13 protein-coding genes are annotated in these 16,080 nt (G+C 69.4%); 11 read left to right on the plus strand and 2 right to left on the minus strand.

The window, feature by feature from the left end:
• Nucleotides 1–64 precede the first annotated feature (64 nt).
• The 5 genes from lipB (at nucleotide 65) to U4Y91_RS21645 (ending at nucleotide 4,890) form a co-directional block, all read left to right on the plus strand.
• Nucleotides 65–820, plus strand: a complete 756-nt coding sequence (lipB, locus tag U4Y91_RS21625; RefSeq protein WP_124571346.1) for a lipoyl(octanoyl) transferase LipB — start codon at nucleotides 65–67, stop codon at nucleotides 818–820.
• Nucleotides 813–1,805: a lipoyl synthase gene (gene lipA, locus U4Y91_RS21630; RefSeq protein WP_321806798.1), complete on the plus strand. Its 993-nt coding sequence runs from the start codon at nucleotides 813–815 to the stop codon at nucleotides 1,803–1,805. Before lipB ends, lipA begins: the two co-directional genes overlap by 8 nt.
• Nucleotides 1,806–2,062: 257 nt before the next feature.
• The gene (gene tauA / locus U4Y91_RS21635) at nucleotides 2,063–3,079 is read left to right on the plus strand and encodes a taurine ABC transporter substrate-binding protein (RefSeq protein WP_321806799.1); all 1,017 of its coding nucleotides are present in this window, start codon (nucleotides 2,063–2,065) and stop codon (nucleotides 3,077–3,079) included.
• A 48-nt stretch (nucleotides 3,080–3,127) separates the two neighbouring features.
• Nucleotides 3,128–3,925: a taurine ABC transporter ATP-binding protein gene (locus U4Y91_RS21640; RefSeq protein WP_321806800.1), complete on the plus strand. Its 798-nt coding sequence runs from the start codon at nucleotides 3,128–3,130 to the stop codon at nucleotides 3,923–3,925.
• Nucleotides 3,925–4,890 carry an ABC transporter permease subunit gene (locus U4Y91_RS21645; RefSeq protein WP_321806869.1) on the plus strand — a complete coding sequence of 322 codons (966 nt, stop codon included), beginning with the start codon at nucleotides 3,925–3,927 and terminating at the stop codon, nucleotides 4,888–4,890. The genes U4Y91_RS21640 and U4Y91_RS21645 overlap by 1 nt, the downstream gene beginning before the upstream one ends.
• Before the next feature lie 63 nt (nucleotides 4,891–4,953).
• Here U4Y91_RS21645 and ggt read toward each other — a convergent pair whose 3' ends face one another.
• Nucleotides 4,954–6,846: a gamma-glutamyltransferase gene (ggt, locus tag U4Y91_RS21650; RefSeq protein ID WP_321806801.1), complete on the minus strand. Its 1,893-nt coding sequence runs from the start codon at nucleotides 6,844–6,846 to the stop codon at nucleotides 4,954–4,956.
• A gap of 61 nt (nucleotides 6,847–6,907) precedes the next feature.
• On the minus strand, nucleotides 6,908–7,870 hold the full coding sequence (locus U4Y91_RS21655) for a LysR family transcriptional regulator (protein WP_124486547.1): 963 nt from the start codon (nucleotides 7,868–7,870) through the stop codon (nucleotides 6,908–6,910).
• A gap of 250 nt (nucleotides 7,871–8,120) precedes the next feature.
• Here U4Y91_RS21655 and U4Y91_RS21660 point away from each other — a divergent pair, with 250 nt between their 5' ends.
• From U4Y91_RS21660 to U4Y91_RS21685, 6 genes are all read left to right on the plus strand, one after another.
• The gene (locus tag U4Y91_RS21660) at nucleotides 8,121–10,256 is read left to right on the plus strand and encodes a 3-hydroxyacyl-CoA dehydrogenase NAD-binding domain-containing protein (protein ID WP_321806802.1); all 2,136 of its coding nucleotides are present in this window, start codon (nucleotides 8,121–8,123) and stop codon (nucleotides 10,254–10,256) included.
• Nucleotides 10,257–10,285: 29 nt separating this feature from the next.
• Entirely contained in the window at nucleotides 10,286–11,482 is a 1,197-nt protein-coding gene (locus U4Y91_RS21665) for an acyl-CoA dehydrogenase family protein (RefSeq protein WP_321806803.1), read from the plus strand.
• A 14-nt stretch (nucleotides 11,483–11,496) separates the two neighbouring features.
• Nucleotides 11,497–12,642 (plus strand): acyl-CoA dehydrogenase, encoded by a 1,146-nt coding sequence (locus tag U4Y91_RS21670; RefSeq protein WP_321806804.1) that lies wholly within the window; start codon nucleotides 11,497–11,499, stop codon nucleotides 12,640–12,642.
• A gap of 30 nt (nucleotides 12,643–12,672) precedes the next feature.
• A complete protein-coding gene (locus tag U4Y91_RS21675; RefSeq protein ID WP_321806805.1) occupies nucleotides 12,673–13,878 on the plus strand; it encodes a CaiB/BaiF CoA-transferase family protein in 1,206 nt (401 codons plus the stop codon).
• 97 nt (nucleotides 13,879–13,975) lie between these two features.
• Nucleotides 13,976–14,281 (plus strand): DUF485 domain-containing protein, encoded by a 306-nt coding sequence (locus tag U4Y91_RS21680; RefSeq protein WP_014895931.1) that lies wholly within the window; start codon nucleotides 13,976–13,978, stop codon nucleotides 14,279–14,281.
• A gap of 11 nt (nucleotides 14,282–14,292) precedes the next feature.
• On the plus strand, nucleotides 14,293–15,978 hold the full coding sequence (locus U4Y91_RS21685; protein WP_321806806.1) for a cation acetate symporter: 1,686 nt from the start codon (nucleotides 14,293–14,295) through the stop codon (nucleotides 15,976–15,978).
• Nucleotides 15,979–16,080: the final 102 nt, after the last annotated feature.

A 16,080-nucleotide genomic window follows, 5' to 3' on the forward strand; every position in this document is an offset into this window, starting at 1 on the left:
ATGCTCACGATCCGTCCCCATCCGGAGCCGGCGAGACGCATGGGTTTTCGGTAAACTACCGCCCATGTCCGTCTCGCCGGTTGCCATCGTGTCCACGCCTGTCGCTGTTTCCGAATCGCCCGCCGGGTCTCCGGTTCAGCCCGTCGTGCCGGTCACCGTGCGCTGGCGGGGCAGCGAGGCCTACGAGACGAGCTTCGACGCGATGCGCGCGTTCACCGACACGCGCACGGCCGACACCGGCGACGAAATCTGGGTCGTCGAGCATCCGCCCGTCTACACGCTCGGCCAGGCCGGCGACCCGGCCCACCTGCTGGTGGCCGACAGCGGCGTGCCGCTCGTGAAGGTCGACCGCGGCGGACAAATCACCTACCACGGCCCCGGCCAGATCGTCGCCTACCTGCTGCTGGACCTGCGCCGGCGCAAGCTGATGGTGCGCACGCTCGTGACGAAGATCGAGGAGGCCGTGATCGAAACCCTCGCGGCGTATAATCTCGCTTCGGTCCGCAAGGCGGGCGCGCCGGGCATCTACGTCGCATCCGGCGTGCACGAAGGCGCGAAGATCGCGGCCCTCGGCCTGAAGATCCGCAACGGCTGCAGCTATCACGGGCTGAGCCTGAACGTGAAGATGGATCTGCGCCCGTTTCTTGCGATCAACCCGTGCGGCTATGCCGGACTGGAAACCGTCGACATGGCGAGCCTCGAGGTTGCCGCCGACTGGAACGACGTCGCCCACACGCTGGTGGGTCGTCTGATTGCCAACCTCGATGGCGCATCCGCGGCCGCCGACAAGCCGCAGGCACTGGAACATTCGAATGACTGACGTTACCGCTTCCCCCGCACCGGCCGACTCGGCCGCGACCGCTGCCTACGATCCCACCGCCAAGCAGAAGGCGCAGGCGAAGACGGCGCGCATCCCGATCAAGGTCATTCCGATCGAGAAGCTGAAGAAGCCGGAGTGGATCCGCGTGAAGGCAGCCACCGGCAGCTCGCGCTTCAACGAGATCAAGACGATCCTGCGCGAGCACAACCTGCATACCGTGTGCGAGGAAGCGAGCTGCCCGAACATCGGCGAATGCTTCGGCAAGGGCACCGCGACGTTCATGATCATGGGCGACAAGTGCACGCGCCGCTGCCCGTTCTGCGACGTCGGCCATGGCCGTCCCGATCCGCTCGACACCGACGAACCGAAGAACCTCGCGCGCACGATCGCCGCGCTGAAGCTCAAGTACGTGGTGATCACGAGCGTCGACCGCGACGACCTGCGCGACGGTGGCGCCGCCCACTTCGTCGAGTGCATCCGCGAAACGCGCGCGCAGTCGCCGGAGACGCGCATCGAGATCCTGACGCCGGACTTCCGCGGCCGTCTCGACCGCGCGATCTCGATCCTGAACGCCGCGCCGCCCGACGTGATGAACCACAACCTCGAAACGGTGCCGCGCCTGTACAAGGAAGCGCGCCCGGGTTCGGACTACGCGCACTCGCTGAAGCTGCTGAAGGACTTCAAGGCGCAGCATCCGGACGTCGCGACGAAGTCGGGCCTGATGGTCGGCCTCGGCGAAACCGAAGAGGAAATCCTGCAGGTGATGCGCGACCTGCGCGCGCACGACGTCGACATGCTGACGATCGGCCAGTACCTGCAGCCGTCCGAGCACCACCTGCCGGTGCGTGCGTACGTGCATCCGGATACGTTCAAGATGTACGAGGAAGAGGCGTACAAGATGGGCTTCACGCACGCGGCCGTCGGCGCGATGGTGCGTTCGAGCTATCACGCCGATCTGCAGGCGCATGGGGCCGGGGTGGTCTGAGCGTCGCATTCGCCCGTTCTGCAGCCGTCGTGCAGTTGAATCAAGCCCGCAGCGATGCGGGCTTTTTCATTGACGCGGCCGCGTTGCGCGCACGCGCACGACTATCGTCACCCGACCGGACGCGCAATCCGGTCGAGCATGGAAAGTAAAGCTGAAACGGCATCGATAGCTTCGCAGGATAAGTTCGCTCCCGCCGCGCGCAAAGCTCGTAAAGTCGGCTCTCCCGCAGCAATGCCCGCATTCCGAAGGAGAGCCGCATGTCCCGTTTCAGCTTCGTCCGCCGCGCCGTCGTCGCGCTGACCGCCTTTGCCGCGCTGGGCGCGGCGCACGCCGAATCGCGCGAAGTCGTGATCGCGTACCAGGACATGGTCGTGCCGTGGCGCTACGCGCAGGCGAGCGGTGAAGTCGAAAAGGCGACCGGCTACAAGGTCAGGTTCCGCAAGCTCGACAGCGGCGCCGACGTGATCCGCGCGCTCGCATCGGGCTCCGTGCAGCTCGGCGAGGCCGGCTCCAGCCCGATCGCGGCCGGCCTGTCGCAGGGGCTCGACATCTCGCTGTTCTGGGTGCTCGACAACATCAACGACGCCGAGGCGCTCGTCGCGCGCAACGGCTCGGGCGTGACCAGCGTCGCCGCGCTGAAGGGCAGGAAGATCGGCGTGCCGTTCGTGTCGACGTCGCATTTCCATACGCTCGTCGCGTTGCAGGCCGCCGGCGTGAATCCGAACGACGTGAAGATCGTGAACCTGCGTCCGCCCGAGGTCGCGGCCGCATGGACGCGCGGCGACATCGACGCGACCTACATCTGGGATCCGGTGCTCGCGAAGGTCAAGCAGTCGGGCACCGTGCTGACGACGTCCGGCCAGGTTGCGAAAGAAAGTGGCAAGGCGACCTTCGACGGCTTCGTCGTGAGCCGCAAGTTCGCGCGCGAAAACCCCGAGTTCGTCGCGCGCTTCGTGAAGGTGCTCGCGGCCGCCGACGCGGACTACCGCGCGCATGCGGCGGCGTGGAAGGTCGGCTCGCCGCAGGTCGCGGCGGTCGCGAAGGTGTCGGGCGCGGACGCGCAGGACGTGCCCGCGAGCCTCGCGCTCTACGCGTTCCCGACGCCGGCCGAGCAGGCGTCGCCGACGTGGCTCGGCGGTGGCGCGCAGTCGGGCGCCGCGAAGTCGCTCGCGGCCACCGCCGCGTTCCTGAAATCGCAGGGCACGATCCAGGCGGTGCTCGCCGACTATTCGGTCGGCGTCGATCCGCAGTTCGTGCAGAAGGCCGCGCACTGAACGCGGCAACTCAGGCACCTTACGCCACGCATCGCGGAGCCCTCGATCATGAGCACGCTGGAAGTCCGTCAGGTATCGGTCGACTATCCCGGCGAACGCGGCCGGCCGACGACGCAGGCGCTCGTGCGCGTCGACCTGCGCATCGAAGCCGGTGAATTCGTCGTCGCGCTCGGCGCGTCCGGGTGCGGAAAGACGACACTGCTGAACTGCATGGCCGGCTTCGTCGCGCCGACGACCGGCGACGTGCGCGTCGACGGCGTGCCGGTCACGGGCCCCGGCGCCGATCGCGGCGTCGTGTTCCAGAAATACGCGTTGCTGCCGTGGCTCGACGTGCTCGAGAACGTCGCGCTCGGGCTGCGCTTCGCACGCGTGTCGAAGGCCGAACGCGAAGCGCGGGCGCGGGAGATGCTCGCGCTGGTCGGGCTCGACAAGCATGCGCACGCGCGCGTGTACGAACTGTCGGGCGGGATGCAGCAGCGCGTCGGTATCGCGCGCGCGCTCGCGAGCGATCCGCGCGTGCTGCTGATGGACGAGCCGATGGGGGCGCTCGACGCGATGACGCGCGGCACGATGCAGGCGCTCGTGCTCGACGTGTGGGCACGCACCGGCAAGACGGTGTTCTTCATCACGCACGACGTCGAGGAGGCGCTGTTCCTCGCGACGCGTCTCGTCGTGATGACACCCGGCCCCGGCCGGATCGCGGAAACGTTCGAGCTGCCGTTCGCGCGGCGCTACGTCGAATCGCGCGATGCGCGCGCGGTGAAGTCGTCGCCGGAATTCATCGCGTGGCGCGAGCGGCTGATCGCGTATCTGCATCGCGACGAGGCGGTGGCGGAGCGCGCGTGATGCATGAGTTCGCGCGGCATGGCGCGTCCGTCGGGCGCGGCCGGATCAGTACTTTGCACAGACAGGACGACATGAGCACGCAGGATTCGTTGGCAGCCGATCGAGCGGCCGCGGAGGTCGGGCAGGATCAACGCGCGACGCAACGGCGTCACGCGGTGCGTCCGGCTCGCGCATCGCATCGTTACCGGTTGCCGGGGCAGGGCAGGACGGCCGCGCTCAGCGTGGCGACGGTCGCGGCGCTGGCCGTGCTGTGGTGGGTCGCGACGCACCGGCAGTGGCTGCCGCCGCTGTTCCTGCCCGCGCCGGAAGCGGTGTGGGCCGCGTTCGTCGACGCGTGGCATGGCCGCATCCAGGGTGGCCTGCCGTTGTCGGAGCATTTGTTGTGGAGCGCCGCGCGCGTGTTCGGCGCCTTCGTGTTCGCCACTGCGATCGGCGTGCCGGCCGGCATCCTGATGGGCGTGAGCCGCATCGCGCGCGGCGTGCTCGATCCGCTGCTGGAGTTCTACCGGCCGCTGCCGCCGCTCGCGTATCTGCCGCTCGTCGTGATCTGGTTCGGCATCGACGAGACGGCGAAGCTGGTCGTGATCTTTCTCGCGTGCTTCGCGCCGATCGCGATGGCCGCCCGTGCCGGCGTGCGCGCGGCAACCGTCGAGCAGATCAACGCCGCATATTCGCTCGGCGGCAGCTTCGCGCAGATCGTGCGGCATGTCGTGCTGCCGGCGGCGCTGCCGGAAATCCTCACCGGCTTGCGGATCGCGATCGGGTTCGGCTGGACGACGCTGGTCGCGGCCGAGATGGTCGCCGCGACGGCCGGGCTCGGGCAGATGGTGCTTAACGCGTCGAGCTTCCTGCGCACCGATATCGTCGTGATGGGAATCCTGATCATCGGCGCGATCGCGTGGCTGTTCGATCTCGCGATGCGGTGGGTCGAGCGGCGGGTGGTGCCGTGGAAGGGACGCGGGTGATGCCCGCATGAGGCCCGGATGAGGCCCGCGGGCGGCGCATGCGCGCCGCCCGCGCCGGTCGTGTCATTCGCCCATCGCGACGCCTTCCCGCCGCGGATCGGCCCCGCCGAACCACACCGTCTGCCCCTGCACATTCAGCCGCTGGATCCCCTGCAGTCCCGAATTCATCTCGACGACCCGCACGTCGTGCCCGCGCCCTTTCAACCCGTCGACGAGCGCGTCCGACACGCGGCCGCGTTCGAGCTGCGTCGGCCCGTTCGTCGACCCGACGTTCGGCAGCGCGATCGCCTGCTGCATCGTCATCCCCCAGTCCATCACGCCGATCATCGTCTTCGCGACGTGATTGATGATCGCGGGGCCGCCGGCCGAGCCGACGATCATCGTCACCTGCTTCGTCTTCTGGTCGAACACGAGCTCGGGCGACATCGCCGAGCGCGGCCGCTTGCCCGGCTGCACGCGGTTCGCGACCGGCCGCCCGTTCTCGTTCGACACGAACGAGAAATCGGTCAACTGGTTGTTCAGCATGAACCCGCGCACCATCAGCCGCGAACCGAACGCGTCCTCGACGCTGGTCGTCATCGACAGCGCCTGGCCGTAGCGGTCGACGATCGCGATGTCGGACGTCGACGGCAATTCGGGGCTGCGGTCGTCGGCCAGCGCGAGCGTCGCGCCCTGCGGCGTGCCGGCCTGCGCGACGCCCATGCTGGTGTCGCCGATCAGGCGCGCGCGCTGCGCGAGATAGGCCCGGTCGACGAGGCTCGCCCAGCTGCCGCCCGGCAGCGGCGCGAAATCCGGATCGGCGACGTAGCGCGCGCGGTCCGCATACGCGAGGCGTCCCGCCTCGCTGAACAGGTGCGCGGCGAACGGCGTCGGCTCGTAGCCGACTTCGTTGCGCACCGGCTTCTGCGCGCCGATCTGCTGCCAGTCGGGCATCGCCTCGAGGATGCCGAGCATCTGCGCGATCGCGAGGCCGCCCGACGACGGCGGCGGCATCCCGCACACCATCGAGCGCCGGTAGTCGGTGCACAGCGGCGCCCGCACCTTCGCCTTGTAGCGCGCGAGATCCTGCAGCGACAGCAGGCCCGGATTGGTCGGGTGCTTGCGCACCTTCGTGACGATGTCGCGCGCGATCGCGCCGGTGTAGAACGCATTCGCGCCGCGGTCGGCGACCTGGCGCAGCACGGTCGCGAGCGCGGGGTTCTTCAGCACCGTGCCGGCCGCCTTCGGCGTGCCGTCCTTGTTGTAGAAGTACGCACGCGCGGCCGGGTCGTTCATCAGGTACTTGTCGTTCGCGATCAGCATCGCGAGGCGTGGGCTGATCGTGAAACCGTGCTCGGCGAGGCGGATCGCGGGCTGGAACAGCCGGCGCCACGGCAGCTTGCCGTGCGCGCGATGCGCGGCGTCGAGCATCCGCAGCACGCCCGGCGTGCCGACCGAACGCCCGCCGACGACACCTTCGTAGAAGCCCATCGGCTGGCCGGTCGGGCCGTAGAACAGCCGGTCGGTCGCGGCGGCCGGCGCGGTCTCGCGGCCGTCATAAGCCTGCGTCGCCTTGCCGTCGAAGTACAGCATGAACGCGCCGCCACCGAGCCCCGACGATTGCGGCTCGACGAGCGCGAGCACCATCTGCGTGGCGATCGCCGCGTCGATCGCGGTGCCGCCGGCCTTCAGCATCTCGTAGCCGGCCTGCGTGGCGAGCGGGTTCGCGGCCGCGATCATGAAGCGCTGCGAGGTCCAGCCCGGCTTGTCGGTCCAGCCGGACGCCAGTTCGGGGGCGTGAACGCCGGGCAGCGGCACCGCGGCGCCCGATGCGGCAGCGACCGGGACGACGGCGCCCGACGGCGCGGACGGGGACGTGCAGCCGGCGCCGAACGTGACGAGCGCGGCGAGCGTGATGCGCGCGAGCGCGGCGACAGGCGTGCAGGGACGCGAATGCGGACGAATCCGGTCGAACATTGAACCCTCGGCAACTGTGAAATCGAAGGGGGCGCGGCACGCGCCGTGCGCACGCGGCGCGCTATTGTCGCCGTGCGGCCGGCGGATTGTCATCCGACAGGAAACCCTGACGCATCCCGCCGGGCCCGCCCCGGCCGGCCTTTCCGGCCTGTTCGAGGATGAACTCTATGAACGTCGCGGTCGCGCGCGTGTGGTGCCGGTTCGGCATGTACAGCATGTACATGTGCGTGCCGAAGATGCTGAGACGATACGCGTCGAGCGACGTGACGACCGTGCCGCGCCGCATGTCGTCCTGCATCACGTAGTCGGGCACGATGCCGACGCCGATCCCGGCGAGGATCGCCTGGCGCAGGAACAGGAAGTTCTCCGAAATCAGCGTGGGCTCGAGCAGCACCTCGTGGCGCTCGTCGCCGAGATATGCGGCGATCCGCAGTTGCCGCCCCAGCACCGTCGCGGTGACGACCGGCGCGGCGGCCAGCGCGCCGAGGCTCGCGGGCATCCCGTGCGCGGCCGCGAACGCGGGCGACGCGCACGCGACGTAGCGCACCGCGCCCATGTCGCGCGCGACGAGGTTCTGCGGCGGCTCGGACATCACGCGGATCGCAATGTCGACTTCGTCGCGCATCAGGTCCTCCACGCGATTCTCGAACACGACGTCGAGCACGATGCCCGGATGCAGCCGCTTGAACGCGAGCAGCCAGTCGGACATCACCATCTGCCCGTAGCCGCTCGGCACCGACAGCCGCACGCGGCCCTGCAGGTCCTGGCCGAGCGTCGTCACCGATTCCTGCGCGGCGAGCAGCTCGTTGCGGATGCGCCGGCCGTGCTCGTACAGCTTCAGCCCGATTTCGGTCGGCTCGATGCGGCGCGTCGTGCGGCGCACGAGCTGCTGGCCGATCGAGCGCTCGAGCTGGTTCAGCCGGTAGCTGACGTTCGCGCGGCTCATCTTGAGCCGCTGCGCGGCCTTGCTCAGGTTGCCCGCGTCGAGAATCTCGACGAGCAGCGTCAGCGCGTTCAGGTCCATGCCCGGTGTCTCCTGATCCGTCCCGCTTAAGGACCCGAAGCGGTCCGAAAGCATTCAATGTCAAGTCAGACTTGACAGCTTGTAAAGCCGCGCGGGAATTGTCAATGAATCTCGATCAATCGAGAATCGAGTCATGCCCGGCACATGCGCCGGATCGTTTCCCGCCGCGCGGGATCGGGCTCGGGACGCGGCGCCGCTCGCCGGCCCGGCGACCGGTCCCGCCTGCATGGCGCACCGCAATGGAGACACGATGAATTCAACCGCTTCCCCCGAACCCGCCCAGACCGGCACCGTCGCGCGCGAACGGCGCGACAAGGTGCTCGTCGTCACGATCGACCATCCGCCCGTCAACGCGCTGTCCGCCGATGTGCGGCGCGGCCTCGCCGACGCGCTCGACGCCGCGCAGGCCGACGCCGCGATCCGCGCGGTGCTGATCGTCGGCGCCGGCCGCAACTTCATCGCGGGCGCCGACATCCGCGAATTCGGCAAGCCGCCCGTGCCGCCGTCGCTGCCCGACGTCTGCGAGCGGATCGAGTCGAGCGCGAAGCCGGTCGTGGTGGCGCTGCACGGCGCGACGCTCGGCGGCGGCCTCGAAGTCGCGCTCGCCGCGCATTACCGGCTCGCGGTGCCCGGCGCGAAGCTCGGGCTGCCCGAAGTCACGCTCGGCCTGCTGCCCGGGGCGGGCGGCACGCAGCGCGCGCCGCGCCTGATCGGCGCGCAGGCCGCGCTCGACCTGATGCTGACGGGGCGTCACGCGAGCGCCGACGAAGCGCTCGCGCTCGGCCTCGTCGATCGCGTCGCGCACAGCGACGACACGCTCGCCGAAGGCCTCGCCTATGCGCAGGAACTCGTGTCGCTCGGCGCGCCGGCACGGCGCACCCGCGATGCGCAGGGCCTCGCCGACCGCGCGGCTGCGCAGGCTGCGATCGACGCGGCACGCGCCGAGTTGCCGAAGAAGTCGCGCGGCCTGTTCTCGCCGGCGAAGATCGTCGATGCGGTCGAGGCCGCGCTCACGCTGTCGTTCGACGCGGGGTTGAAGCTCGAACGCAGCCTGTTCCTGCAATGCGTCGACAGCCCGCAGCGCGCGGGCCTCGTGCACGCGTTCTTCGCGGAACGCGAGGCCGCGAAGGCGCCCGAGGCGCGCCGCGCGAGCGCGCGTCCGGTCGAGCGGATCGGCGTGGTCGGCGGCGGCACGATGGGCGCGGGCATCGCGGTCGCGGCGCTCGATGCCGGGCTGCCGGTGACGATGATCGAACGCGACGAAGCGTCGCTCGCGCGCGGCCGCGCGCATGTCGAGAAGGTGTACGACGGGCTCGTCGCGAAGGGACGGATGACGCCGGCCGCGCACGCGGCGCGGCTCGCGCGCTTCAAGGGCAGCACGTCGTACGACGCGCTCGCGCAGGCCGACGTCGTGATCGAGGCGGTGTTCGAGGACATGGCCGTGAAAAAGGCGGTGTTCGCCGAACTCGCGCGCGTGTGCAAGCCGGGCGCGGTGCTCGCGACCAACACGTCGTATCTCGACATCGATGAGCTGGCGGCCGGCATCGACCGGCCGGCCGACGTGATCGGCCTGCATTTCTTCTCGCCGGCGAACGTGATGAAGCTGCTCGAGATCGTCGTGCCGGCGTGCGTCGCCGATGACGTCGTCGCGACCGCGTTCGCGCTGGCCAAACAGCTGAAAAAGACGCCGGTGCGCGCCGGCGTGCGCGACGGCTTCATCGGCAACCGGATCCTCGCCGTCTACCGCACCGCGGCCGACTACCTGATGGAAGACGGCGCGTCGCCGTACCAGATCGATCGCGTAGTGCGCGAATTCGGCTTCCCGATGGGGCCGTTCCAGGTCGTCGACCTCGCGGGCGGCGACATCGGCTGGGCGACCCGCAAGCGCCGCGCGGCGACGCGCGACCCGCGTGCGCGCTACGTCGAGATCTCCGACCGGCTGTGCGAACGCGGCTGGTTCGGCCAGAAGACCGCGCGCGGCTACTACCTGTATCCGGACGGCGCGCGCGTCGGCACGCCGGACCCGGAAGTCGACGCGATCGTCGCGGAAGAACGCGCGAAGAAGGGCGTCACGCCGCGCGCGTTCACCGACGACGAAATCCTGCGCCGCTACCTCGCCGCGATGATCAACGAAGGCGCGAACGTCGTGCACGAGAAGATCGCGCTGCGCCCGCTCGACGTCGACGCGGTGTTCCTGTACGGCTACGGCTTCCCGCGCCATCGCGGCGGCCCGATGCATTACGCGGACACGGTCGGCCTCGCGAACGTGCTCGCCGACATCCGCGCATTCGCGAAGGAAGATCCGCTGTTCTGGAAACCGTCGCCGCTGCTCGTCGAGCTGGTCGAGCGCGGCGCGGATTTCGCGAGCCTGAACCGTATCGACTGAACGCCAACCGCATCCGCAACGGAATTACGATGGACCTCAATTTCACTCCCGAAGAGGAAGCGTTCCGCACCGAAGTGCAGCGCTTCCTCGCTGCCGAACTGCCCGCGCGCACCGCGCGCAAGGTGAAGGGCGGCCTGCACCTGACGCGCGACGACATGCGCGAATGGCATGCAATCCTGAACGCCCGCGGCTGGCTCGCGAGCCACTGGCCGCGCGAATACGGCGGCCCCGGCTGGAGCGTCGCGCAGAAGTTCCTGTTCGACAACGAATGCGCGCTCGCGGGTGCGCCGCGCATCGTGCCGTTCGGCGTCAACATGCTCGGGCCCGTGCTGATCAAGTACGGCAGCGAAGCGCAGCAGCGCCACTGGCTGCCGCGCATTCTCGACGGCACCGACTGGTGGTGCCAGGGCTATTCGGAGCCGGGCGCCGGTTCCGACCTCGCATCGGTGAAGACGAGCGCGGTGCGCGATGGCGATCACTACGTCGTGAACGGCCAGAAGACGTGGACCACGCTCGGCCACTACGCGAACATGATCTTCTGCCTCGTGCGCACCGCGACCGACGTGCGCAAGCAGGAGGGCATCAGCTTCCTGCTGATCGACATGAACACGCCGGGCGTCGAAGTGCGCCCGATCATCACGCTCGACGGCGAGCACGAGGTGAACGAAGTGTTCTTCACCGACGTGCGCGTGCCCGTGGCGAACCTGGTCGGCGAAGAGAACCGCGGCTGGACCTGCGCGAAATACCTGCTCACGTACGAGCGCACCAACATCGCCGGGATCGGCTTCTCGACGGCCGCGCTCGAGCGGCTGCGCGCGGTCGCCGCGAAGGTCACGAAGAACGGCCGGCCGCTCGCGGACGATCCGTTCTTCGCGGCGCGCATCGCGCGCGTCGAGATCGAACTCGAGAACATGCGCACGACCAACCTGCGCGTGCTGGCCGCGGTCGCGGGCGGCGGCGTGCCGGGCGCGGAAAGCTCGATGCTGAAGATCCGCGGCACGCAGATCCGCCAGGAGATCACCGCGCTGATGCGGCGCGCGATGGGGCCGTACGCTCAGCCGTTCGTCGACGAAGCGCTCGATGCCGATTACGACGGCGAGCCGGTCGGCCCGGACGAGGCCGCGAGCGCCGCGCAGCAGTACTTCAACAACCGCAAGCTGTCGATCTTCGGCGGCTCGAACGAGATCCAGAAGAACATCATCGCGAAGATGATGCTCGGGCTGTAACGAGGGACGCGACGATGGATTTCCAGCACACAGAAGACCGCCGGATGCTGGCGGACACGTTGAACCGCTTCATCGCCGAACAGTACGCGTTCCCGGTGCGCGACCGCATCGCGCAGTCGGCCGAAGGCTTCGATCGCGCGATGTGGCAGCGCTTCGCCGGGCTCGGCGCGGTCGGCGCGCTGTTTGCCGAAGCCGACGGCGGCTTCGGCGGCGCGGGTTTCGACATCGCCGTGGTGTTCGAATGCCTTGGCCGCGGGCTCGTGGTCGAGCCGTTCCTCGGCACGCTGCTCGCGGGTCGCGCGCTGGCGCTGGCCGGCGGCGACGCGCACCGCGCGCGGCTGGCCGCGCTGATCGACGGCAGCGCGAGCGCCGCGTTCGCGCACGACGAGCCGGGCTCGCACTACGAATTGACGACCGTGCGCACGCGCGCCGAGCGTACCGGCGACGGCTGGGTGCTGACGGGCGCGAAGGGCGTCGTCGACCAGGCCGCGCAGGCGGCGTTCTTCGTCGTCAGCGCGCGCACGACGGGCGAGGACGACGACGCGGCCGGCATCGGCCTGTTCGTCGTGCCGGCCGACGCGGCGGGCGTGTCGCTGCGGGACTACAAGAAGATCGACGGCGGCCGCGCGGCCGAGGTGCGCTTCGAGCGCGTCGTGCTCCCGGGCGACGCCGCGCTCGGCGTGCCGGAAATGCAAGACGACGAAGCAGGCGCCGCATTGCTCGAACGCGTGCTCGGCTACGGGCTGCTCGCGCTGTCGGCGGAGGCGCTCGGCGCGATGGACGTCGCGAAGGAAGCGACGCTCGACTACCTGCGCACGCGCAAGCAGTTCGGGCTGCCGATCGGCAGCTTCCAGGCGCTGCAGCACCGGATGGCCGACCTGCTGCTCGAAGTCGAGCAGGCGCGCTCGGCGGTGATCAACGCGGCCGCGCAGCTCGATGCGCCGCGCGTGGTGCGCGAACGCGCGCTCGCGGCGGCGAAATACAGCATCGGCCGGATCGGCACGCTGGTCGCCGAGGAGAGCATCCAGTTGCACGGCGGGATCGGGATGACGTGGGAGCTGCCGCTGTCGCATTACGCGAAGCGGCTCGTGATGATCGATCACCAGCTCGGCGACGAGGATCACCATCTCGCGCGCTACATCGCGCTGTCGAAACAATAAAGACGAACGACGCGAATGGAGGGGACAAGGATGACGAACGAATCGCGCGCGTTGCCGCTGGCCGGCGTGAAGGTGCTCGATTTCTCGCGCGTGCTGGCAGGCCCGTGGTGCGCGATGGTGCTTGCCGATTTCGGCGCGGAAGTGATCAAGGTCGAGCATCCGGCGCGCGGCGACGACACGCGCGACTGGGGCTTGCGGATCGGCGACACCGAAACGACCTACTTCAACAGCGTGAACCGAAGCAAGCGCTCGATCTGTCTCGACCTGCAGACCGACGAAGGGCGGCGGCTCGCGCGCGAGCTGGCCGCGCAGGCCGACGTGGTGCTGCACAACTTCAAGTTCGGCGGCGCGGAAAAACTCGGGCTCGGCTACGACGCGCTGGCCGCGCTCAATCCGCGGCTCGTGCATTGCGCGATTTCCGGCTACGACCGCTCGGGCCCGGAAGCCGCGCGGCCCGGCTACGACCTCGTCGTGCAGGGCGAGGCCGGGCTGATGGCGCTGAACGGCGAGGCCGGCCAGCCGCCGCTGAAATTCGGTGTCGCGGCGGTCGACCTGTTCACCGGCATGTATTCGGCGCAGGCGGTCCTCGCCGCGCTGTACGAGCGTCATGCGACGGGGCGCGGGCGGCGCATCGAGATGGCGCTGTTCGACTGCGGGCTGATGATCACCGCGTACTACGGGCTCGATGCACTGCTGATGGGCGAGGATCCGCCGCGCTACGGCAATGCGCATCCGTCGATCGTGCCGTACGGCGTGTTCGACGCGGCCGACGGCCCGCTCGTGATCACGGTCGGCAACAACCCGCAGTTCGCGCGTTTCTGCGATGCGATCGAGCGGCCCGACCTCGCCGCGGACGAACGCTACAAGACCAACCTCGACCGCTCGGAGAACCGCGCCGCGCTGCTGCCGGAGATTCGCGGCGAACTTGCGCGGCGGCCGCGCGCGACGCTGCTCGCGGCGCTCGCCGACGCGGGCATCCCTTGCGGCGAAGTGCTCGGGCTGCACGAAGCGCTGACGTCGGAACGCGCGACGAGCGCGGGGCTCGTCACGCGGCAGCCGCATCCGGTCGCGGGCGGCGTCGACGTGCTCGCGCCGCCGTACCGCTTCGACGGTGCGCGACTGCCGGTGCGCGGCGCGCCGCCGGTGCTCGGCGCCGATACGGACGCGGTGCTTGGCGGCTGGCTCGGGATGTCGGCGGACGAACTGGCGCGGCTGCGTGCGGAGCGCGTCGTGTAACGCATTGACGTGCCGCCACGGCGCGGGCGGATCGATTGGCGCGCCGGCCATCCACAAGACACTTCTCGCGAAACGACGAGGAGACATTGGAGACACCATGGAGCTTTCCGTCATCGAATCGGTCACGGCGCGCCGCGACTACCAGCAGCTCGTGCGGGCGCGGCGCCGCTTCAGCTTCACGCTGACGGCGCTGATGATCGCCACCTACTACGGCTTCATCCTGCTCGTCGCGCTCGCGCCGCACGTGCTGGCCGCGCCGCTGTACCGCGGCGCGACGACCACGGTCGGGATCGCCGCGGGCGTCGCGATCATCCTGGTCGCGATCGGCCTGACCGCGTGCTACGTGCTGCGCGCGAACCGTGCGTTCGACCGCCGCGTCGACGCGATCCTGCAGCGTTCGTGACGGAGGCCGACATGCGACGCACTTCGAGCGCGCTCGGCGCGCTGGCCGTTCTCCTTTCCTCCACCGCGCACGCGACCGGCGTCGCGGGCCCGATGCCCGACAAGGTCGAGCTGAACCCGGTGGCGATCGCGATGTTCTTCGCGTTCGTGTTCGCGACGCTCGCGCTCACGCGCTGGGCCGCGCGCCGCACGCGTTCGACGCGCGACTTCTACACGGCCGGCGGCGGCATCACCGGGCTGCAGAACGGGCTCGCGATCGCGGGCGACTACATGTCGGCCGCGTCGTTCCTCGGGCTGTCGGGGATGGTGTTCATGTTCGGCTTCGACGGGCTGATCTACTCGATCGGCTTCCTGGTCGGCTGGCCGTTCGTGATGTTCCTGATCGCCGAGCCGCTGCGCAACCTCGGCAAGTTCACGTTCGTCGATGTGGTCGCGTACCGCTTCGCGCAGCGGCCGATCCGGCTCCTGACGTCCGCGAACGCGCTGACGATCGTGGTGCTGTACCTGGTCGTGCAGATGGTCGGCGCGGGCAAGCTGATCCAGCTGCTGTTCGGGCTGTCGTACGGCACGGCCGAGCTGATCGTCGGCGTGCTGATGGTCGTCTACGTGTTCTTCGGCGGGATGACCGCGACCACCTGGGTGCAGGTGATCAAGGCCGTGCTGCTGCTGTGCGGCGCGACGCTGCTCGTCCTGCTCGCGCTCGCCGAATTCGGCTTCAGCGTCGATGAGATGTTCCGTCGCGCGGTGGCCGTGCATCCGGGCGCGCTGTCGATCATGGGGCCCGGCAAGCTGATCCGCGATCCGGCCAACGCGCTGTCGCTCGGCATCGCGCTGATGTTCGGCACGGCCGGCTTCCCGCACATCCTGATGCGCTTCTTCACGGTGCCGAACGCGAAGGAGGCGCGCAAGTCGGTGCTCTACGCGACCGGCTTCATCGGCTATTTCTATCTGCTGACGTTCGTGATCGGTTTCTCGGCGATCGTGCTGCTCGCGCAGCATCCGGAATTCTTCCGGCTCGGCGCGAACGGCACGTTCAACCTGACGCACGACCTGCTCGGCGGCTCGAACATGGTCGCGGTGAAGCTCGCGCAGGCGGTCGGCGGCAACTGGTTCTACGGCTTCATCGCGGCCGTCACGTTCGCGACGATCCTCGCGGTGGTCGCCGGGCTGACGCTCGCCGGCGCGACCACGATCTCGCACGACCTGTATGCGCAGATGTGGGCGCGCGGCAAGCCCGACGAGCGCCTGGAGATGCGCATCTCGCGCGCGGCGACGATCGGCTTGTCCGCGGTCGCGATCGCGCTGTCGATCCTGTTCGAGCACGTCAACGTCGCGTTCATGGTCGGGCTCGTCGCGGCGGTGGCCGCCAGCGCCAATTTCCCGGTGCTCGCGATGTCGATCTTCTGGCGCGGGATGACGACCCGCGGCGCGGTGCTCGGCGGCGGCCTCGGCCTCGCGTCGGCGGTCACGCTCACGGTGCTGTCGAAGTCGGTGTGGGTCGACGTGCTGCACCACGCGCACGCGCCGGTGTTCCTCGACAACCCGGCGCTCGTGTCGGTGCCGCTCGCGTTCGTCGGGATCGTCGCCGGTTCGCTCGCGGACCGCGGCGAGCGCGCGCGGCGCGAGCGCGACGCGTTCGCGCAGCAGGAGTTCTATGCGCAGACGGGCGTGCTGGCCGGTGAGGCCGTGCAGCATTGATTCGTCGGATGAAACGATCGCTCCGTCCGGATCGCCGGACGGATATTTTCCGGAAATCCGGAATCCCGGATTTCCTTGCCTGCCGCATTATGAGAAATACAA

This window comes from Burkholderia sp. BCC1993 (genome assembly GCF_905339865.1).
GTDB lineage: Bacteria > Pseudomonadota > Gammaproteobacteria > Burkholderiales > Burkholderiaceae > Burkholderia.

Bases quoted from the DNA above. Each gene is read 5' to 3' on its own strand.
- lipB (WP_124571346.1), top strand. From the start codon at position 65: ATGTCCGTCTCGCCGGTTGCCATCGTGTCCACGCCTGTCGCTGTTTCC.
- lipA (WP_321806798.1), top strand. From the start codon at position 813: ATGACTGACGTTACCGCTTCCCCCGCACCGGCCGACTCGGCCGCGACC.
- tauA (WP_321806799.1), top strand. From the start codon at position 2,063: ATGTCCCGTTTCAGCTTCGTCCGCCGCGCCGTCGTCGCGCTGACCGCC.
- U4Y91_RS21640 (WP_321806800.1), top strand. From the start codon at position 3,128: ATGAGCACGCTGGAAGTCCGTCAGGTATCGGTCGACTATCCCGGCGAA.
- U4Y91_RS21645 (WP_321806869.1), top strand. From the start codon at position 3,925: ATGCATGAGTTCGCGCGGCATGGCGCGTCCGTCGGGCGCGGCCGGATC.
- ggt (WP_321806801.1), bottom strand. From the start codon at position 6,846: ATGTTCGACCGGATTCGTCCGCATTCGCGTCCCTGCACGCCTGTCGCC.
- U4Y91_RS21655 (WP_124486547.1), bottom strand. From the start codon at position 7,870: ATGGACCTGAACGCGCTGACGCTGCTCGTCGAGATTCTCGACGCGGGC.
- U4Y91_RS21660 (WP_321806802.1), top strand. From the start codon at position 8,121: ATGAATTCAACCGCTTCCCCCGAACCCGCCCAGACCGGCACCGTCGCG.
- U4Y91_RS21665 (WP_321806803.1), top strand. From the start codon at position 10,286: ATGGACCTCAATTTCACTCCCGAAGAGGAAGCGTTCCGCACCGAAGTG.
- U4Y91_RS21670 (WP_321806804.1), top strand. From the start codon at position 11,497: ATGGATTTCCAGCACACAGAAGACCGCCGGATGCTGGCGGACACGTTG.
- U4Y91_RS21675 (WP_321806805.1), top strand. From the start codon at position 12,673: ATGACGAACGAATCGCGCGCGTTGCCGCTGGCCGGCGTGAAGGTGCTC.
- U4Y91_RS21680 (WP_014895931.1), top strand. From the start codon at position 13,976: ATGGAGCTTTCCGTCATCGAATCGGTCACGGCGCGCCGCGACTACCAG.
- U4Y91_RS21685 (WP_321806806.1), top strand. From the start codon at position 14,293: ATGCGACGCACTTCGAGCGCGCTCGGCGCGCTGGCCGTTCTCCTTTCC.